General features: G+C 70.3%; 23 protein-coding genes and 1 pseudogene. 18 read left to right on the top strand and 6 right to left on the bottom strand.

Features of this window, described 5'->3' with window-relative positions; all coding sequences use genetic code 11:
- Positions 1–99 (top strand): annotated as a pseudogene (locus IO24_RS44785) (IS481 family transposase); the annotation flags it as partial.
- Between the two features lie 54 nt (positions 100–153).
- Here IO24_RS44785 and IO24_RS0136535 read toward each other — a convergent pair.
- From IO24_RS0136535 to IO24_RS0136520, 4 genes are read right to left on the bottom strand one after another with little or no spacing between them, the layout of a single operon-like run.
- Positions 154–1,164, bottom strand: coding sequence for a COX15/CtaA family protein (locus tag IO24_RS0136535; protein WP_031143592.1), 1,011 nt, complete (start codon positions 1,162–1,164; stop codon positions 154–156).
- 54 nt (positions 1,165–1,218) lie between these two features.
- Positions 1,219–1,974: an ABC transporter permease gene (locus IO24_RS0136530; protein WP_031143590.1), complete on the bottom strand. Its 756-nt coding sequence runs from the start codon at positions 1,972–1,974 to the stop codon at positions 1,219–1,221.
- Positions 1,975–1,991: 17 nt separating this feature from the next.
- Positions 1,992–2,915: an ABC transporter ATP-binding protein gene (locus tag IO24_RS0136525; RefSeq protein ID WP_078899514.1), complete on the bottom strand. Its 924-nt coding sequence runs from the start codon at positions 2,913–2,915 to the stop codon at positions 1,992–1,994.
- Between the two features lie 31 nt (positions 2,916–2,946).
- Positions 2,947–3,759 (bottom strand): AAC(3) family N-acetyltransferase, encoded by an 813-nt coding sequence (locus IO24_RS0136520; protein WP_031143586.1) that lies wholly within the window; start codon positions 3,757–3,759, stop codon positions 2,947–2,949.
- 161 nt (positions 3,760–3,920) lie between these two features.
- Here IO24_RS0136520 and IO24_RS0136515 point away from each other — a divergent pair, with 161 nt between their 5' ends.
- The 8 genes from IO24_RS0136515 to IO24_RS0136480 are packed head-to-tail and all read left to right on the top strand — an operon-like array spanning position 3,921 to position 10,475.
- Positions 3,921–4,643, top strand: coding sequence for a helix-turn-helix transcriptional regulator (locus IO24_RS0136515; protein WP_031143584.1), 723 nt, complete (start codon positions 3,921–3,923; stop codon positions 4,641–4,643).
- On the top strand, positions 4,640–6,061 hold the full coding sequence (gene sufB / locus IO24_RS0136510; RefSeq protein ID WP_031143583.1) for a Fe-S cluster assembly protein SufB: 1,422 nt from the start codon (positions 4,640–4,642) through the stop codon (positions 6,059–6,061). Before IO24_RS0136515 ends, sufB begins: the two co-directional genes overlap by 4 nt.
- 54 nt (positions 6,062–6,115) lie before the next feature.
- Complete coding sequence (gene sufD, locus IO24_RS0136505; RefSeq protein WP_031143582.1) at positions 6,116–7,300, top strand: Fe-S cluster assembly protein SufD; 1,185 nt, start codon at positions 6,116–6,118, stop codon at positions 7,298–7,300.
- Positions 7,297–7,614, top strand: coding sequence for a non-heme iron oxygenase ferredoxin subunit (locus IO24_RS0136500; protein WP_031143580.1), 318 nt, complete (start codon positions 7,297–7,299; stop codon positions 7,612–7,614). The genes sufD and IO24_RS0136500 overlap by 4 nt, the downstream gene beginning before the upstream one ends.
- 7 nt (positions 7,615–7,621) lie before the next feature.
- Positions 7,622–8,407 carry a Fe-S cluster assembly ATPase SufC gene (gene sufC / locus IO24_RS0136495; RefSeq protein WP_031143578.1) on the top strand — a complete coding sequence of 262 codons (786 nt, stop codon included), beginning with the start codon at positions 7,622–7,624 and terminating at the stop codon, positions 8,405–8,407.
- Entirely contained in the window at positions 8,404–9,660 is a 1,257-nt protein-coding gene (locus tag IO24_RS0136490; protein WP_031143576.1) for a cysteine desulfurase, read from the top strand. Before sufC ends, IO24_RS0136490 begins: the two co-directional genes overlap by 4 nt.
- A gap of 15 nt (positions 9,661–9,675) precedes the next feature.
- Positions 9,676–10,146 (top strand): Fe-S cluster assembly sulfur transfer protein SufU, encoded by a 471-nt coding sequence (gene sufU, locus IO24_RS0136485; protein WP_031143574.1) that lies wholly within the window; start codon positions 9,676–9,678, stop codon positions 10,144–10,146.
- Positions 10,143–10,475 (top strand): metal-sulfur cluster assembly factor, encoded by a 333-nt coding sequence (locus IO24_RS0136480; protein ID WP_031143572.1) that lies wholly within the window; start codon positions 10,143–10,145, stop codon positions 10,473–10,475. Before sufU ends, IO24_RS0136480 begins: the two co-directional genes overlap by 4 nt.
- 56 nt (positions 10,476–10,531) lie before the next feature.
- Here the strand turns inward: IO24_RS0136480 and IO24_RS0136475 are convergent, their stop codons facing one another.
- Positions 10,532–11,365 (bottom strand): AbfB domain-containing protein, encoded by an 834-nt coding sequence (locus IO24_RS0136475; RefSeq protein ID WP_031143570.1) that lies wholly within the window; start codon positions 11,363–11,365, stop codon positions 10,532–10,534.
- A gap of 192 nt (positions 11,366–11,557) precedes the next feature.
- On the opposite strand from IO24_RS0136475, the gene IO24_RS0136470 reads away from it, so the two are divergent.
- From IO24_RS0136470 to IO24_RS0136445, 6 genes are all read left to right on the top strand, one after another.
- Entirely contained in the window at positions 11,558–11,878 is a 321-nt protein-coding gene (locus tag IO24_RS0136470; protein ID WP_031143568.1) for a DMT family transporter, read from the top strand.
- Entirely contained in the window at positions 11,878–12,426 is a 549-nt protein-coding gene (locus IO24_RS0136465) for a TetR/AcrR family transcriptional regulator (RefSeq protein WP_031143566.1), read from the top strand. The genes IO24_RS0136470 and IO24_RS0136465 overlap by 1 nt, the downstream gene beginning before the upstream one ends.
- 141 nt (positions 12,427–12,567) lie before the next feature.
- On the top strand, positions 12,568–13,557 hold the full coding sequence (gene dapD, locus IO24_RS0136460; RefSeq protein WP_031143564.1) for a 2,3,4,5-tetrahydropyridine-2,6-dicarboxylate N-succinyltransferase: 990 nt from the start codon (positions 12,568–12,570) through the stop codon (positions 13,555–13,557).
- A 117-nt stretch (positions 13,558–13,674) separates the two neighbouring features.
- The gene (locus tag IO24_RS0136455) at positions 13,675–13,905 is read left to right on the top strand and encodes a hypothetical protein (protein ID WP_031143562.1); all 231 of its coding nucleotides are present in this window, start codon (positions 13,675–13,677) and stop codon (positions 13,903–13,905) included.
- A gap of 159 nt (positions 13,906–14,064) precedes the next feature.
- Complete coding sequence (locus IO24_RS0136450) at positions 14,065–14,622, top strand: SigE family RNA polymerase sigma factor (protein WP_031143560.1); 558 nt, start codon at positions 14,065–14,067, stop codon at positions 14,620–14,622.
- A complete protein-coding gene (locus IO24_RS0136445) occupies positions 14,619–15,830 on the top strand; it encodes a WD40 repeat domain-containing protein (protein WP_031143558.1) in 1,212 nt (403 codons plus the stop codon). The genes IO24_RS0136450 and IO24_RS0136445 overlap by 4 nt, the downstream gene beginning before the upstream one ends.
- On the opposite strand, the gene dapA is transcribed toward IO24_RS0136445, so the two are convergent.
- Positions 15,831–16,715, bottom strand: coding sequence for a 4-hydroxy-tetrahydrodipicolinate synthase (dapA, locus tag IO24_RS0136440; protein ID WP_031143557.1), 885 nt, complete (start codon positions 16,713–16,715; stop codon positions 15,831–15,833).
- A gap of 224 nt (positions 16,716–16,939) precedes the next feature.
- On the opposite strand from dapA, the gene IO24_RS0136435 reads away from it, so the two are divergent.
- From IO24_RS0136435 to IO24_RS0136425, 3 genes are all read left to right on the top strand, one after another.
- A complete protein-coding gene (locus tag IO24_RS0136435) occupies positions 16,940–17,359 on the top strand; it encodes a phage holin family protein (RefSeq protein ID WP_031143554.1) in 420 nt (139 codons plus the stop codon).
- On the top strand, positions 17,356–17,721 hold the full coding sequence (locus IO24_RS0136430) for a DUF3618 domain-containing protein (RefSeq protein WP_031143552.1): 366 nt from the start codon (positions 17,356–17,358) through the stop codon (positions 17,719–17,721). Before IO24_RS0136435 ends, IO24_RS0136430 begins: the two co-directional genes overlap by 4 nt.
- A gap of 102 nt (positions 17,722–17,823) precedes the next feature.
- Positions 17,824–18,528: an antibiotic biosynthesis monooxygenase gene (locus IO24_RS0136425; RefSeq protein ID WP_031143551.1), complete on the top strand. Its 705-nt coding sequence runs from the start codon at positions 17,824–17,826 to the stop codon at positions 18,526–18,528.
- The last annotated feature ends 12 nt before the right edge of the window (positions 18,529–18,540 follow it).

Below are 18,540 nucleotides of genomic sequence, written 5' to 3'. Positions count from 1 at the left end.
GACTTCCTCCACACCTACAACCACCACCGCTGCCACACCGCACTCGCAGGCCAGCCACCCATCACCCGCGTCAACAACGCTGCGGGTCAATACACCTAGGGCCTGTTCCTTCGGTCAGGCCCCGCGTCTGCGGCCTGACCCGAACGACAGGCCTCAGGCCTTGGTCAGGGTGGCTTCCTCGGCCGTGGGGCCGGGCAGGTCGGCCGCGGCATCCGCCCGCTCGCGCAGCGACAGCGCCACCCGCAACACCCAGATCCACATCACGGCCGATCCCAGCATGTGCAGGCCGACCAGGACCTCGGGCAGGTCCGTGAAGTACTGGACGTAGCCGATGACGCCCTGCGCGAGCAGGATCAGGAACAGCTCGCGGGTGCGGTTCAGCGGATTCTTGGGCGCGTCGACCGCCTTGAGGACGAACCACAGGGCGAACGTCAGCGTGACCACGATCCACGCCAGCACGGCGTGCAGCTTGCTCACCGTCTCCCAGTCGACCGGCATCCGCTCGACCTCGCTGGAGTCGCCCGCGTGCGGACCCGCGCCGGTGACGACCGTGCCGACCAGGATGAGCAGGGCGGCCGCCACGACCAGGAACCACACCAGCTGCCGCACGGCCTTGCCGACCAGGAAGCGCGGTGCCGCGTCGCCCTCACGGGTGCGCTGCCACATCACCGTGGCCACCGCGATGAGCGCGGACGTCGCCACGAAGTGCGCCGCGACCGTGTACGGGTTGAGGCCGACCAGCACCACGATGCCGCCGAGCACCGCGTTGAGCATCACGATCCAGAACTGCACCCAGCCCAGCCGGGTCAGGCTGCGACGGTGCGGCTTCTGCGAGCGCGCGGCGATGATCGCCCAGCCGACGGCGGCGCTCAGCACGTACGCCAGCATGCGGTTGCCGAACTCGATGGCGCCGTGGAAGCCCATCGCGCTGGTGGCGGTGAGCGAGTCCTCGGTGCACTTGGGCCAGGTCGGGCAGCCCAGGCCCGAGCCGGTCAGCCGTACGGCACCGCCGGTCACGACGATGATCACCGACATCAGGAGCGCGGAGAGGGCCGCGCGCTGGACCGTCCGGGGTTGCGGGGTCCAGCGCCCGGCGATGAAGGCGAGCGGATTGCGCAGGGCGGCCTTGGCGTCGGCGCGAGTCACGTTTGGCACGCCGACCATCGTAGGCCGCGGCTTGTGCACGCTTTCACGAGGGTCCGCCGCAGGGCACCTTCCCTACTCCCAGCGGAAGAACTTCCCGGCCGCCGCCAGCCCCGCGACCGCCCAGACGGCCAGGATCCCCAGATCGCCCCAGGGCATCCCGGCGCCGTGCTGGAGCACGTCCCGCAGCCCGTCGGACAGCGCCGAGATCGGCAGCAGACCGAGCACGTCCTGGGCGCCGGAGGGGAACTTGTCGAGCGGCACGATGACCCCGCCGCCGACGAGCAGCAGCAGGAACACCAGGTTGGCCGCGGCCAGCGTCGCCTCGGCCTTCAGCGTCCCCGCCATCAGCAGGCCCAGGCCCGAGAAGGCCGCCGTGCCGAGGATCAGGAGCAGCAGCACGGCGACCGGGCTGCCCTGCGGCGACCAGCCGAGCGCGAAGGCGATCGCCGTCAGCAGGATCACCTGGAGCACCTCGGTGACCAGGACCGACAGCGTCTTCGCCGTCATCAGGCCCCAGCGGGGCAGAGGTGAGGAGGCCAGCCGCTTCAGCACGCCGTAGCGGCGCTCGAAGCCGGTGGCGATGGCCTGGCCGGTGAACGCGGTCGACATCACCGCGAGCGCGAGGATGCCGGGTGCGAGGAAGTCGACCGCCTCGCCGGCACCCGTGTCGACGATGTCCACGGTGCTGAAGAGCACCAGGAGCAGGGTCGGGATGACGACGGTCAGCAGCAGCTGCTCGCCGTTGCGCAGCAGCATCTTCGTCTCGAGCACGGCCTGGGCCGCGATCATGCGGGGGAGGGGCGCCGCGCCGGGCTTAGGCGTGTACATCCCCGTACCGGTGGCGGTCACGAGCGCAACTCCTTGCCGGTCATCTCCAAGAACACGTCCTCGAGGGTGTGCCGCTCCACCGAGATCTTCTCCGGCATCACGCCGTGCTGGGCGCACCAGGAGGTGACCGTCGCCAGGAGCTGCGGGTCGACCTTGCCGGTGATCCGGTACGAGCCCGGCGTCAGCTCGGCGGCCGAGCAGTCGGCGGGCAGGGCCTTGAGCAGCGAGCCGACGTCCAGGCCCGGTCGGCCCGAGAAGCGGAGCGTGTTCTCCGCGCCGCCGCGGCACAGCTCCTCCGGGGAGCCCTGGGCGATGACCCGGCCCGCGTCGATGATCGCGACGTCGTCGGCGAGCTGCTCGGCCTCGTCCATGTAGTGGGTGGTGAGGATCACCGAGACACCGTCCTCGCGCAGGTCCCGGACGAGGTCCCAGGTGGCGCGGCGGGCCTGCGGGTCGAGCCCGGCGGTCGGCTCGTCGAGGAAGACCAGCTCCGGCCGCCCGACCACGGCCATGGCCAGCGCGAGCCGCTGCTGCTGCCCGCCGGAGAGCCGCCGGTACGTCGTACGGCCGCACGAACCGAGCCCCAGCCGCTCGATCAGCGCGTCCACGTCGAGGGGGTGCGCGTGCAGCCTGGCCACGTGGCGGAGCATCTCGTCGGCCCGGGAGCCCGAGTAGACGCCGCCGGACTGGAGCATCACGCCGATGCGGGGCCGCAGGTCACCGGAGTTTCTCACCGGGTCGAGGCCCAGGACGCGCACCGTGCCGGAGTCCGGCTTCCGGTACCCCTCGCAGGTCTCGACCGTGGTCGTCTTGCCCGCCCCGTTGGGGCCGAGCACGGCGGTCACACCCGCCCGGGCCACCAGGTCGAGCCCGTCCACCGCGGTCTTCGTGCCGTACCGCTTCACCAGGGCCTGGACCTGGACCACGGGCTCACTTCGCATGGGTCCAGAGTCTAGGTACGTGCGCCGCGGCTCAGAGCGGCGGGTGCGGGAACTCGTCGTCCCGGGGCCGGTGCACCGCCAGCCACTGCTCGGCGTAGGCCACCGCGTCCGCCACCGGGAACAGCCGCGCCTCGGCCGCGCCCACCTTGCCGCGGACGACGGGCCGGTCCCGTTCGAAGTCGTAGCCCAGCTCGTCGAAACGGTCCGAGCTGATCGACACCTCGGTCACGGTCTCCCAGCCCTCGGAACCCGGCCGGCCCACGGCGACGCGCGGGGACGGTATCCGGTACTCGGCGAGGTGGAAGCTCGTGCAGGAGGCGTAGCCGGCGCCGAGCAGCAGCACCCGGGCGCCCATCGCCTCCAGCTTCGCCAGCGGGCTGCGCTCACCGAGCCGGCAGTCGGGCGCGTGCCCGTCGAGCACCGCGGCCGCCTGCGGGCCGAGCGCCGCGAACGAGGTCTGCGGATGCGCGCTGCGCAGTGCGCCGGGCCAGGTGCGCACGGTCTCCGGGACGACGCCGACCCCGCGGGCGGGAGTGATCCGCGGGTCGTAGGCGGGCATGGTGGCGCGGATGGCCGCCCACCATTGCGGGGGCACGGGCGGCTTGCTCCACAGGGCCGGGTCGGAGAGGTCGCCGGTCTGGGTGGGGACCACGAGCGTGCCCTTCTGGCCGAGCGCGTCGAGCAGTCCTTCCACCACCGCGACGGCGCCGCCGTTGACCCAGCCGAGGGAGCTGAGCGAGGAGTGCACGAGGAGGGTCTCGCCGGGGCGTACACCGAGCTCGGCGAGCTGTGTCCGGAGGGTCTCGCGGGTGACAAGAGGGCCGGTCGGAGGCGGTGTGGGCATGGTTCCGGAGTGTCCCCGAAGCGGCTGCCGCATGCCACCTCTTTGATCGATCAGAGATCGTTTTCGCAGGTCAGATTAGGTATACCTAAGTGACGCAGGGCACCGTGACGTGCGGCATGCGCGGCTTGCCCGGTCCGGAGGAATTACGCAACAATGGCGTTGTGAAAAACGTCGGCGAGGCACCTCACGAGGAGCTGGCGACCGGGGAGCGGTCCACCCGCAACCGGGTCGCGCGGTCCATCCTGGACCACGGCCCCTCCACCGTCGCCGAGCTCGCCGAGCGGCTGGGCCTCACCCAGGCGGCCGTGCGCCGGCACCTCGACGCCCTCACGGGCGACGGTGTCGTGGAGGCGCGCGAGCAGCGGGTGTACGGCGCGCGGACCCGCGGCCGGCCGGCCAAGGTGTTCGCCCTGACGGACTGCGGCCGGGACGCCTTCGACCAGTCCTACGACAAGCTCGCGACGGACGCCCTGCGCTGGATCGCCGACCGCGAGGGCGGCAACGAGGCGATCGCCGCCTTCGCCCGCGCCAGGATCGCGGCGCAGGCGGGCGCCTACCGCCAGGCGGTCGAGACCGCCGCGCCCGAGAAGCGCACCGAAGCGCTGGCCAAGGCCCTGAGTGCCGACGGGTACGCTGCTACGGCGCGCAGCGCGCCCCACCCGCAGCAGGGTGAGCAGCTCTGTCAGCACCACTGCCCGGTCGCCCACGTCGCCGAGCAGTTCCCGCAACTGTGCGAGGCGGAGACGGAATTTTTCGCCGAGCTGCTCGGTACGCACGTACAGCGGCTCGCCACCATCGCGCACGGCGACGGCGTCTGCACGACGTTCATCCCCAAGATTTCCCACAACGCATCTGCAAGCACGGCCGGGAGGAACCCCGCATGACTCTCCCCACGGAGACTGCCCACCCCGAGCTCGAGGGCCTGGGCAAGTACGAGTACGGCTGGGCCGACTCCGACACGGCCGGCGCCTCTGCCAAGCGCGGCATCAACGAGGACGTCGTCCGGGACATCTCCTCCAAGAAGAGCGAGCCGGAGTGGATGACCAAGCTCCGCCTCAAGGGCCTGCGCCTGTTCGAGAAGAAGCCCATGCCGAACTGGGGCTCGGACCTCTCGGGCATCGACTTCGACAACATCAAGTACTTCGTGCGCTCCACGGAGAAGCAGGCGGAGTCCTGGGAGGACCTGCCCGAGGACATCAAGAACACGTACGACAAGCTCGGCATCCCCGAGGCGGAGAAGCAGCGCCTCGTGGCCGGTGTCGCCGCGCAGTACGAGTCGGAGGTCGTCTACCACCAGATCCGCGAGGACCTGGAGGAGCAGGGCGTCATCTTCCTCGACACCGACACCGCGCTGAAGGAGCACCCGGAGCTCTTCAAGGAGTACTTCGGGACCGTCATCCCCGTCGGCGACAACAAGTTCGCGTCGCTGAACTCCGCCGTGTGGTCGGGCGGCTCCTTCATCTACGTGCCGCCGGGCGTGCACGTCGAGATCCCGCTCCAGGCCTACTTCCGTATCAACACGGAGAACATGGGCCAGTTCGAGCGGACCCTGATCATCGTCGACGAGGGTGCCTACGTGCACTACGTCGAGGGCTGTACCGCCCCGATCTACAAGTCGGACTCGCTGCACTCCGCGGTCGTCGAGATCATCGTCAAGAAGAACGCCCGCTGCCGTTACACGACCATCCAGAACTGGTCGAACAACGTCTACAACCTGGTCACCAAGCGCGCCGTCGCCTACGAGGGCGCGACCATGGAGTGGATCGACGGCAACATCGGCTCCAAGGTGACGATGAAGTACCCGGCCGTCTACCTCATGGGCGAGCACGCCAAGGGCGAGACCCTGTCCATCGCCTTCGCCGGCGAGGGCCAGCACCAGGACGCCGGCTCCAAGATGGTCCACATGGCGCCGAACACGTCGTCCAACATCGTCTCGAAGTCCGTGGCGCGCGGCGGCGGCCGCACCTCCTACCGCGGTCTCGTGGAGATCGGCGAGGGTGCCCACGGCTCGAAGTCCAACGTGCTGTGCGACGCGCTGCTCGTCGACACCATCTCCCGCTCGGACACCTACCCCTACGTGGACGTCCGCGAGGACGACGTGTCCATGGGTCACGAGGCGACCGTCTCCAAGGTCTCCGAGGACCAGCTCTTCTACCTGATGAGCCGCGGCCTCTCCGAGTTCGAGGCGATGGCGATGATCGTGCGCGGCTTCGTCGAGCCCATCGCCAAGGAGCTCCCCATGGAGTACGCGCTGGAGCTCAACCGGCTGATCGAGCTGCAGATGGAGGGCGCGGTCGGCTGACCCGCCCCCTCGACAGCAGACGTCCCACTCAGGAAAGAGAGCACTACGACAGCCATGGCTGAGGCCCAGAACATCCCGGTGGGCTCCACCACCGCCGGCTCGATCGCCGTCGCGGCCGAGTCGACCGTCGCCACGCGCATGAGCGCGCCCCCCTCCTTCGACGTGGCGGACTTCCCCGTCCCGCACGGCCGCGAGGAGGAGTGGCGGTTCACCCCGCTGGAGCGCCTGCGCGGCCTGCACGACGGCACCGCCGTCGCCACCGGCAACGGCGTCAAGGTCGAGGTCCAGGCCCCCGAGGGCGTCACCGTCGAGGCCGTCGGCCGCGACGACGCGCGGCTCGGCAAGGCCGGTACCCCGGTGGACCGCGTCGCCGCCCAGGCCTACTCGGCCTTCGAGAAGGCCTCGGTCGTGACCGTCCCCAAGGAGACCGTCCTCACCGAGCCCATCCGCATCGCGGTGCACGGCGAGGGCGGCACCGCCTTCGGCCACCAGGTGATCGAGCTGGGCGCCTTCGCCGAGGCCGTCGTGGTCATCGACCACACCGGTGACGCGGTGCTCGCCGCCAACGTCGACTACCTCCTGGGCGACGGCGCCAAGCTCACCGTCGTCTGCGTCCAGGACTGGGACGACAAGGCCGTCCACGTCGCCCAGCACAACGCGCTCGTCGGCCGCGACGCCTCCTTCAAGTCCGTCGTCGTCACCTTCGGCGGCGACGTCGTCCGGCTGCACCCGCGCGTGCGGTACGCCGGCCCCGGCGGCGAGGCCGAGCTGTTCGGCCTGTACCTGACCGACGCGGGCCAGCACCAGGAGCACCGCCTCCTGGTCGACCACAACGTCCCGCACTGCAAGTCGAACGTCGTCTACAAGGGCGCGCTCCAGGGCGACGACGCGCACGCGGTGTGGATCGGTGACGTGCTCATCGAGGCCAAGGCCGAGGGCACCGACACGTACGAGATGAACCGCAACCTGGTCCTCACGGACGGGGCGCGGGTGGACTCCGTACCGAACCTCGAGATCGAGACCGGCGAGATCGTCGGCGCCGGCCACGCCTCGGCGACCGGCCGCTTCGACGACGAGCAGCTCTTCTACCTGATGGCCCGCGGCATCCCGGAGCAGGAGGCCCGCCGACTGGTGGTCCGCGGCTTCTTCGCCGAGCTGGTCCAGCAGATCGGCCTTCCCGACATCGAGGAGCGCCTGATCGCCAAGATCGAGGAGGAGCTGGAGGCGGCGGTCGCATGACCTTCGTACGCGCCTGTGGAGTGGGCGAGCTGGAGGAGGACACCCCGAAGCGGGTGGAACTCGACGGCACGCCCGTGTCCATCGTGCAGACCGAGGGCGAGGTGTTCGCGATCCACGACATCTGCTCGCACGCGAACGTCTCCCTGTCGGAGGGCGAGGTCGACGACTGTCACATCGAGTGCTGGCTGCACGGCTCGCGCTTCGACCTCCGTTCCGGCAAGCCCGACGCCCTTCCGGCGACGCGCCCCGTCCCCGTTTACCCCGTAAAGATCGATGGGGACGACGTGCTCGTCTCCCTCACCCAGGAGTCCTGAGGCACCCATGGCAACGCTTGAAATCCGAGACCTGCACGTCACCGTCGAGGCCGACAACTCCACGAAGGAGATCCTCAAGGGCGTCGACCTCACCGTGAAGCAGGGCGAGACGCACGCCATCATGGGCCCCAACGGCTCGGGCAAGTCGACCCTCGCCTACTCCCTCGCCGGTCACCCGAAGTACACGATCACCGGCGGCACCGTCACCCTCGACGGTGAGGACGTCCTGGAGATGTCCGTCGACGAGCGCGCCCGCGCCGGCCTCTTCCTCGCCATGCAGTACCCGGTCGAGGTCCCGGGCGTCTCCGTGTCGAACTTCCTGCGCACCTCCGCCACCGCCGTCCGCGGCGAGGCCCCCAAGCTGCGCACCTGGGTGAAGGAGGTCAAGGAGGCCATGCAGCGCCTCAACATCGACCCGTCCTTCGCCGAGCGCAACGTCAACGAGGGCTTCTCCGGCGGTGAGAAGAAGCGCCACGAGATCCTCCAGCTGGAGCTGCTCAAGCCGAAGATCGCGGTCCTCGACGAGACCGACTCCGGCCTGGACGTCGACGCGCTGCGCGTCGTGTCGGAGGGTGTGAACCGCGTCCGCGAGACGGGCGAGGTCGGCACCCTGCTGATCACGCACTACACGCGCATCCTCCGCTACATCAAGCCCGACCACGTGCACGTCTTCTCCGGCGGCCGGATCGTCGAGTCCGGCGGCGCCGAGCTCGCCGACAAGCTGGAGAACGAGGGCTACGAGGCCTATGCGAAGCACGACGGAGTCGACTCGAAGGGTGGCGCATCCGCGTGACATTGCTGCCGGGCCTCCTCGACACAGAGGCGATCCGAAAGGACTTCCCCATCCTGGACCGCCAGGTCCACGACGGCCGGAAGCTCGTGTACCTGGACAACGCGGCGACCAGCCAGAAGCCGCGCCAGGTGCTGGACGCACTCAGTGAGTACTACGAGCGCTACAACGCCAACGTCCACCGCGGTGTGCATGTGCTCGCCGAGGAGGCCACGGCGCTGTACGAGGGCGCGCGCGACAAGGTCGCGGAGTTCATCAACGCGCCCTCGCGCGACGAGGTGATCTTCACCAAGAACGCCTCCGAGTCGCTCAACCTCGTGGCGAACATGCTGGGCTGGGCCGACGAGCCCTACCGCGTGGACTCCGACACCGAGATCGTCATCACGGAGATGGAGCACCACTCCAACATCGTGCCGTGGCAGCTGCTCGCGCAGCGCACGGGCGCGAAGCTGAAGTGGTTCGGCCTGACCGACGACGGCCGCCTCGACCTGTCGAACATCGACGAGGTCATCACGGAGAAGACGAAGATCGTCTCCTTCGTGCTGGTCTCCAACATCCTCGGCACCCAGAACCCCGTCGAGGCGATCGTGCGCCGTGCCCAGGAGGTCGGTGCGCTGGTGTGCATCGACGCCTCCCAGGCCGCGCCGCACATGCCGCTCGACGTGCAGGCCCTGCAGGCCGACTTCGTGGCCTTCACCGGCCACAAGATGTGCGGCCCGACCGGCATCGGTGTCCTGTGGGGACGGCAGGAACTCCTGGAGGACCTGCCTCCGTTCCTGGGCGGCGGCGAGATGATCGAGACGGTGTCGATGCACTCCTCGACGTACGCCCCGGCGCCCCACAAGTTCGAGGCGGGCACGCCTCCGATCGCCCAGGCGGTCGGGCTCGGCGCGGCGATCGACTACCTCAACTCGATCGGCATGGACAAGATCTTCGCCCACGAGCACGCGCTCACCGAGTACGCGGTGAAGCGGCTGCTGGAGGTCCCCGACCTCAGGATCATCGGCCCCACCACGGCCGAGGAGCGGGGCGCGGCGATCTCCTTCACTCTCGGGGACATCCACCCGCACGACGTGGGCCAGGTTCTCGACGAGCAGGGCATCGCGGTCCGGGTCGGTCACCACTGCGCGCGGCCGGTCTGCCTGCGCTACGGAATTCCTGCGACCACGCGAGCGTCGTTCTATCTGTACTCCACGCCGGCCGAGATCGACGCACTGGTCGACGGCCTGGAGCACGTACGGAACTTCTTCGGCTGAGGGGCGTGCTGAACGGTGAAACTGGACTCCATGTACCAGGAAGTCATCCTGGACCACTACAAGAACCCGCACGGGCGGGGCTTGCGGGATGGCGACGCCGAGGTGCACCACGTCAACCCGACGTGCGGTGACGAGATCACCCTGCGCGTGAAGTACGACGGCACCACGATCGAGGACGTCTCGTACGAGGGCCAGGGCTGTTCGATCAGCCAGGCGAGCGCGTCCGTACTGAACGAACTCCTCGTCGGCAAGGACCTCTCCGACGCGCGGAAGATCCAGGAGACCTTCCTGGAGCTGATGCAGTCCAAGGGGAAGCTCGAGCCCGACGATGCGATGGAGGACATCCTGGAGGACGCGGTCGCGTTCGCCGGGGTGTCCAAGTACCCGGCCCGGGTGAAGTGCGCCCTGCTGAGCTGGATGGCCTGGAAGGACGCGACGGCCCAGGTACTGGGCGGAGCCGACGCCGAGAAGGAGACGACGGCATGAGCGAGACCGTTGAGATGAAGCCGGCCTCGGAAGAAGAGGTCCGTGAGGCGCTGTACGACGTCGTCGACCCCGAACTGGGCATCGACGTCGTCAACCTCGGCCTGATCTACGGCATCCACATCGACGAAGCGAACATCGCGACGCTCGACATGACCCTGACCTCGGCGGCCTGTCCGCTTACGGACGTCATCGAGGACCAGGCGAAGTCCGCCACGGACGGCCTCGTGAACGAGCTGCGCATCAACTGGGTCTGGATGCCGCCGTGGGGCCCCGACAAGATCACGGACGACGGGCGTGAGCAGCTCCGCGCTCTCGGCTTCAACGTCTGAGATCCACTGACGCACATGAGGGCGGCACCCTTCCGGGGTGCCGCCCTCAGGCATGCTCAGTCCAGCCCGGACACGATCCGGAACGACGTGTCCGACTGGTACTGGTGACTGTGCTCGTAGGGCTCCAGGCGGAGCTGGAAGTCGCGGTGGCGCAGAAAGCGGCCCGGGTAGTTGACCGACTCCAGCGTGAGCGTTCCCGAAGAGGACCAGAAGCGGGGGCAGAAGGTGGCGTCCTTGCGGAACAGGGACGAGCCGTCGTCTCTGTTCGCGACCAGGACGAAGCTGCGATGGCGGAGGTAGCGGCCGTCGGCGGTGGTGAAGGAGTAGCAGGAGGAGTCGGAGAGGCCGCTGACGCGCTGGAAGGTGGCGTCCTCGCGCTGCTCGGTGCCCGAACCGATCTGGTCGAGGCGCACATAGCCGTCGCGCACCCGCCAGTAGCGGTCGGGGAAGTTGACCGAGCGTATGGATATGCCGTGGGAGGCCGGGGGCTTCGGGCGCTTCGAAGGAGCGGGGGACGCCTTCGGTGGCTTCGGGGCCTTCTTCTGGGGCTGCGGACTCGGGGCGACGGTGGGGGCGCTGCTGGTCGGTGTGGGGGACGGGTGGGCGCGGTCCGCGCCGGGCTTCTCGGTGCCGTCCTCGGACGGGGTCGCGAAGGAGATCAGGCCGCCGGGGGCCGAACTGCTGAGGGTGGTCGGCTCCGCCGCCCGGTGTTCCGGCTCGCCGGACTCGCTCTCCATCACGGTGATGGCCGTGACGCACGCGGTGATCGTGGCCAGGGCCAGCGTGCCCGCCAGCCACAGCCGTCGCGTCCCCGGTGCCCTGGTGGTGTCCGGGGCCCAGCCGTTCTCCCAGGGGCGGTCCTTGGGCGGCCGGGACTTGTCTTCTGGCATGCGCTGTTCCTCCGGCGGGGCACCCTTGACGGCGGCGCAGTTGTGGTGGCCCGGTGTGTGATCGGAGGAAACCGTAGTGGACCCGTGGGGCGCCTGTGGCGCGTTTTATGAGAGCGGTGTGAGAGCGGTTTCTCTTCGAGATCAAGGCCCGCGACATGTACGGGCGTACAGATGTTGTGTACGGTCGTACACATGGGCTATCTGCTGCTGGCCGGAGCCATCGCCGCCGAAGTGGCCGCGACCACGGCCATGAAGTACAGCGAGGGCTTCAGCAGGATCGGGCCCTCGCTGCTCACGCTTTTCGGCTACGTCCTCTCCTTCGGGCTGCTCGCGCAGACCTTGAAGACCGTGTCGGTCGGCACGGCCTACGCCATCTGGGCCGGGGTCGGCACCGCCGCCATCGCCACGATCGGGATCGTGTTCCTGGGGGAGGGCATGACCGTCGCCAAGGCCGCCGGCATCGCGCTGATCATCATCGGGGTCGTGGTGCTGAACCTGGGAGGTGCTCACTGATGCCCCGGCGCCACGACCCCGAGCGGCGGCAGCGGATCATCGACGCGGCGATCCGGGTCGTCGGCTCGAAGGGCATCGCCGGACTGAGCCACCGCAGCGTCGCCGCCGAGGCGGATGTGCCGCTCGGCTCCACGACGTACCACTTCACCACCCTCGACGAACTGCTGGTCGCCGCGCTGCGGCAGACCAACGAGGGCTTCGCCAAGATGGTCGCCTCGTGCGGCGGCCTGGAGGATCCCCGGGCCGATCTGGCCGCCGAACTCGCCGGATGGATCGGGGAGTGGCTCACCGGTGACCGCACGGGTGTGGAGCTGGAGTACGAGCTGTACCTGGCCGCCCTGCGCCGTCCCGCCCTGCGGCCCGTCGCCGCCGAGTGGGCCGAGGGGGTCGCCGAGCTGCTGTCACCGCGGACGGATCCCGTCACCGCCCGTGCGCTGGTGGCGGTCGTCGACGGTATCTGCCTCCAGGTCCTGCTGACGGGAGCGCCGTACGACGAGGGGTACGCGCGGGAGCTGCTGGGGCGGGTGCTCGCGGGGGCGCCCGAATGATGCGGGGCGTCAGCGGGGGAGGCCGAGGCCGGGCGCGTCCGGGCTGCTGAGAGGCATCTTCGAGGGGCGGATACCGACCGTCCCGTGAGACGCCCCCGCACCGGTTCGCATCCATCGGCGTCCGCCGGTTAGGTTGCCCTCATGACCGACACGACTGCTCCTCGCACCACCGGCGCCGTGGCCGCCGGCCTCGCCACGATCGCCGCCGACGGCACCGTTCTCGACACCTGGTTCCCCGCGCCCGAGCTGGCCGACCAGCCCGGCCCGTCCGGCACCGAGCGGCTGTCCGCCGAGCGTGCCGCGGAGCTGCTCGGCGGTGGCGCGACCGCGGCGATCGGCCCGGACGCCCGCCGGGGCGTCGAGGTGGTCGCGGTCCGCACGGTCATCGCCTCGCTCGACGAGAAGCCGATCGACGCGCACGACACCTACCTGCGTCTGCACCTGCTCTCCCACCGCCTGGTCAAGCCGCACGGCCAGAGCCTGGACGGCATCTTCGGCTTCCTCTCCAACGTCGCCTGGACCTCGCTCGGCCCGGTCGCCGTCGACGACCTCGAGAAGGTCCGGCTGAACGCCCGCGCCGAGGGCCTGCACCTCCAGGTGACCTCCGTCGACAAGTTCCCCCGCATGACCGACTACGTGGCCCCCAAGGGCGTCCGCATCGCCGACGCCGACCGGGTGCGCCTCGGGGCCCACCTCGCCGAGGGCACCACCGTCATGCACGAGGGCTTCGTCAACTTCAACGCCGGCACGCTCGGCACCTCGATGGTCGAGGGCCGCATCTCCGCCGGTGTCGTGATCGGCGACGGCTCGGACATCGGCGGCGGCGCCTCCACGATGGGCACCCTCTCCGGCGGCGGCAACGTCATCATCTCCGTCGGCGAGCGCTGCCTGATCGGCGCCGAGGCGGGCGTGGGCATCGCGCTCGGCGACGAGTGCGTCGTCGAGGCCGGCCTCTACGTCACCGCCGGCACCCGCGTCACCATGCCCGACGGCCAGATCATCAAGGCCCGCGAGCTGTCCGGCGCCTCCAACATCCTCTTCCGCCGCAACTCGGTCACCGGCACGGTCGAGGCCCGGCCGAACAACGCGGTGTGGGGCGGGCTGAACGAGATCCTGCACAGCCACAACTGACGGCCCCGCGACGATCCCGTACGGATGACCCGGCGTGACCTCGCGGTGGTTTTGGCAGATGAACGGGTGGACGCAGTGTCCGATCAGACGCCGAACCGACGAAACGAGGACCGGGACATGAGGAACAAGCGGGGGCGGGCCGTGGGGCGCGTGCTGGCCGGGGTGGTCGCGGCGCTGGCGGTGTGCTGGCTGCCGGCGGGCGCCGCGCACGCCGACGAGACGAACACGGGCTCGCACAACGGCCACCGGGTCGGTCTGGTCAACGTCAACGTCGGTCAGATCGACGACCCGGCGGAGGACGTGCTGGAGCACACGCTGCTGTTCGGTGACGGGTACGCCTGGAACTGAGCCGGCAGTCAAGACGGGACGGCCCGCACCGCAGTCACCTGCGGTGCGGGCCGTCCCGTTTTGTTCCCGGCAGGTGGCATAGCGGGGCGCCCCCGGACGCGTCACAGGAAGTACGGGGGGCGGACGCAGGGTTCGCCCCGGGGGAGAGCGAAGGTGACGATGGATGCCGAAGCGCAGGAGAGTTTCCGGGAGTTCGTGGCGAACCGGTCGTCCGCGCTGCTGAAGACCGCTGTCCTGCTCAGCGGCGGCGACCGGCACGCGGGCGAGGACCTGCTGCAGAACGCGCTGATCAAGGCGGCGGGCCGCTGGCACCGCATCGACGAACCCGAGGCGTATGTCCGGCAGGTCCTCTACCGGCAGCAGGTCAGCCGCTGGCGGCTGAAGTGGCCGAGGCGTGAACTGAGCGTCGCCGAACCGCCGGAGACCGGCACCGACCCGGACGCCTCCGGCGCAGCCGAGCTGCGTCTGGTGATGCGCGGCGCACTGGCCCGGCTGACCGCGCGGCAGCGCACCGTGCTCGTGCTGCGCTACTTCGAGGATCTGCCCGAGGGCGACGTGGCGCGCATCCTGGGCTGCTCCGTCGGCACCGTACGGTCCGCCACCCATCGTTCCCTCGCCCGGCTGCGCGCCCTCGCGCCCGAGCTGGCCACCCTCGGCCCGGCCGCCGCCGAGCAGCGGCCCTCCCCTGACTACTCGCCCGTGGAGGTGCGTCAGTGAACGTCGACGAACTCGTGCGTGACGCACTGCGCGACCAGGCCGAGGGGCAGCCGCCCGCGGGTCCCGGCTTCGCCGACCGGGTGCTGTCGGTCCGCCGCCGCCGCCGCAGCCGACGGCTCGCGACCGTCGCCGCGGCGGCCGCAGCCGTGATCGCCGTCGTCGTGGCCGTGCCCGTCCTGGACTCCGGCAAGCAGGACGTACGCCCTTCGGGCGGGGTCGAGCACACCGGCATCACCCCCCACCCGGACCAGTCGCCGCCGCGCGACGTGATCGCGGCCGGGCGGGTCGCGCTGGCCGCGTACTTCACCCACACGATCGTCGAGCAGTCCGCCGACCGTGCCGTTTCGCAGCGCACGTACCGGCTGCTGAACCCGAAGACGAAGAAGTACGCGAAGGACGACCGGTGGTCGTACGTCGCGGTCGCCCCCGGGATGACGACCGCCGCCGTGCTGGAGCGGGACCTGCCCGTGCCGCGCATCGGGCTGCTCGACCTGGCGAGCGGACAGGTCAAGCGGTGGATCCCGGTCGACCGGCCGGTGGCGGGGGTGGAGTTCTCCACCGACGGCAGGAAGCTCGTCGCGACGACGTACAGCGAGAATCCCGACCGCCGGGTGAAGATCGACGGGTCGGAGGGCTGGGACGCCCCGTTCATGCAGTCGGACCGGACCGGGTTCCATGTCATCGACGTGGCTTCCGGGAGCAGCTCCTGGGCCGGGGTGGAGATCGGCGGCGGTGCGCACGATCCCGAGGCGTTCATCAACTCCCGTCAGGACTTCGCGTTCACCCGCGACGGCCGTTTCGTCTGGTCCGGGATGCCCACCGAGCCCGGTGAGAAGTTCTACGACTTCACCGGCCGGGAGGTTCCCGCGCCGGCGCTGGAGCAGTACCGCGACTGGTCCGTCGACGCGGGGGTGTCTCCGGACGGGCAGCTCGTCGCCGGTGCGTTCGCGGGGCGGAAGTGGAAGACGTCGTCCTTCGTCCTCGACGCCCGCACCGGCAAGCAGCGCGAGGTGCGCGGGCAGCAGCTGCTCGCCTGGGCGGACGGGAACTCGCTCGTCGCCTGGGACATCGGGCCGGACGGCAACGAGTTCCGTCAGCGGTTGGTGCTGGTGACCATCGGCGGCGAGAAGACCACCCCGCTCAGCGACTTCCGGTCTCCCGAGGACAACACCAAGGGGCGGTGGGAGCCGGTGTTCGCGGAGCGGTGATCAGGTCCCGGCGAGGTCGGCGTGGAGCGACAGCAGGGTGCCGGTCGTGGCCTGGCCGGCGGTCCGGAGCGGGGCGCGGACCGGTCCTGCGGGGAGGGCCAGGGCGTTCAGGAGCGCCTTGACCGTGACGGAGCCCGGCAGGCCCGCCGACATGATCGCCTCGATGAGGGGGGTGGCCTGCTGCTGAAGACGGGCCGCCCGGGCCGTGTCGCCCGCGTCGAACGCGTCCAGGACCGCTCGCAGATGGTCCGGGATCACGTTGGCGACCGTACTGACGTAGCCCGTGCCGCCCACGGCGTACAGCGCGAGGTTGTGTTCGTCGCATCCCGCGTAGTACGCCAGGGCCGTGCGGGCCAGTACCTTCTGGGCGCCCAGGAAGTCGTGGGAGCAGTCCTTGACCGCGACGATCCTGGGGTGTTCGGCGAGGCGGAGGATCGTCTCGGGTTCGACGCGGGAGCCGGTGCGGGCCGGGATGTCGTAGAGCATGAGCGGCAGTCCGGAGGCGTCCGCGGTCTCTCGGAAGTGGGCCTCGATCGCGTCCTGCGGGGGGCGGCTGTAGTACGGCGACACCACCAACAGGCCGTCCGCACCCGCCTTTTCGGCCTCCCGGGCCAGTTCGGTGGTGTGGCGGGTGTCGGGCGTGCCGATGCCGGTGAGGACCTTCGCCCGGTCGCCCACCGCCTCCCGGACCGCAGCGACGAGGGCCGACTTCTCGGCGTCCGTGGTGGTGGGGGACTCGCCCGTCGTGCCGGAGAGGACCAAGCCGTCACAGCCGTTGGCCACCAGGTGGGTGGCGAGGTGCTGGGCGCCGTCGAGGTCCACGGCCCCCGACGGGGTGAGGGGAGTGATCATGGCGCAGAGGGTGCGGCCGAAGGGTGTCGTCATGCGAGTAGTGTCGGCAGCCTCTTCGTGTAGCTCCACTTAATTTCGCTACCCGATATTGTTAAGTGGTGCTTATGGCTGGGCGGTAGGGGTCGATCTGCTCGTGCCCTGTTGCGGTGGGTGGCCGCGGGGTCGACCGTCCGTGGTGCCGGGGGCGACTCGCAGGGGTAGCGGCGGGGCCGTCCGGGTACCCGGGTGTTCCTGGCTTCGAGAGGAGGCGGAACACCGTGACCGGGACCATGGAACATCGGGCCGTGCGCGACGAGCGCCACTCCGTGGGCGAGCTCGTCGGGCAGGCAACGGAGCAGCTCTCCATGCTGATGCGGCAGGAAGTGGCTCTCGCCAAGGAGGAGCTGGCGGAGAAGGGGCGGCGTGCGGGCCGTGGCGGCGGGCTGCTCGGGGCGGCGGGCGCCGTCGCCTACGCCGGGTTTCTCGCCCTGGCCGCAACGGGTGCCGCCGCTCTCTCGCTGGTGCTGCCCGTGTGGGCCGCCGCGCTGATCGTGACGGGGGTGCTGTTCGTGATCGCGGCCGTGCTGGCGGCTGTCGGACGGGGGCAGCTGCGGAAGGCCGCGCCGCCGACGCCTGAGCGGACTCTCGGCAGTGTCAGGGCGGACGTGGAGGAGATCAAGGAGAGGGCGCATCGATGACGGACGCGACGAGTGGGGCGAAGGGGCCCGATGAGCTGCGGCGGCAGATCGAGCAGACGCGGAGTGAACTCGGCAACACGGTGGAGCAGTTGGCGGGGAAGGCGGATGTGAAGGGCCGTGCCCGGGCGCGGGCGGCCGATCTGCGGGACAAGGCCGGGGCGATGACGGTGCAGTTGCGGAGCAGTGCCGCGCAGGCCGGGCACACCGTGCACGACAGGGCGACGCATGCGGGACCTCGTCCGGTGCGGTCCGTCGTCCAGGCTGGGATGCGGCATCCGAAGCCGGTGCTGGTGGCCGGGGCGGCGGGGGCCGTGGTGGCTGTCGGGGTGCTGCGGTGGAGGCATGCGCACGGGCATCACTGAGCGACGGGGTCGCGTGTGGGGTGCGGCCCCCTCTTGACCTCAAGCTTGGTCGAGGTTGAAAGGTGGGGTGTGTTCGCGACCGGCGCTACGACTGGAGTGTTCATGAGCCGTCGAACCGAGCAGCACCCCGACCCCGCCGACCCCCGTATCGGCGCCCCCTTCTTCAGCACCTGGCGGGTGGGAACCCCCGAGCGGCAGCGGCAGGCCGTCGAGGCGATCGGGCGGACGTGGGAGCGGCGGCCCTGGCCCACCGACGATCTGCTGGGGTACCACGTGTACGCCGGGCACGACGGGGACACTCTGCTGCACTACTCGCAGTGGAGGAGCGAGCAGGCCTTCGAGGCGTTCGGCAAAGCCCACCGGCAGGAGCGCGTCGACGAGATCGACGCCGCGGTGCCGGGGATCGAGCGGGTGGGGATCGGGCGGTACCGGCACTATCGCAGTGCCGGACGGGAAGGCGCGGCGGCGCCCGCCCCCGGATGCGTCGTCATCGTCGATGTCCGCTTCGAGGGGCCCGACGAGGACCGGCAGCGCGCCTGGGTCGACGCGGTGTTCGAGGCCCTGGCGAGCGAACCGGAAGCGCACCCCGGCGGCGTCTCCGCCCACTTCCACCTCAGCACCGACGGCACCCGGGTCCTCAACTACGCCGGGTGGGAGAGTGCCCAGGCGCATATCGATGCCTTGGCGGCGCCGGGGGAAGGGGTCGGTTCGGCGACCGAGCAGTGGAGGCGTGTGCAGAACTGGCCGGGTCTTCTGCCCAGCGGCTCCGTCAGCCGCTACGACCACGTCCTCGGGCTGACGCCGTGAGGGGCGGACCGG

This window comes from Streptomyces flavovariabilis (assembly GCF_000725785.1).
GTDB lineage: Bacteria > Actinomycetota > Actinomycetes > Streptomycetales > Streptomycetaceae > Streptomyces > Streptomyces hawaiiensis.
The sequence above is the reverse complement of the archived record's forward strand: the minus strand, read 5'-3'. Positions and strand labels throughout refer to the sequence as shown.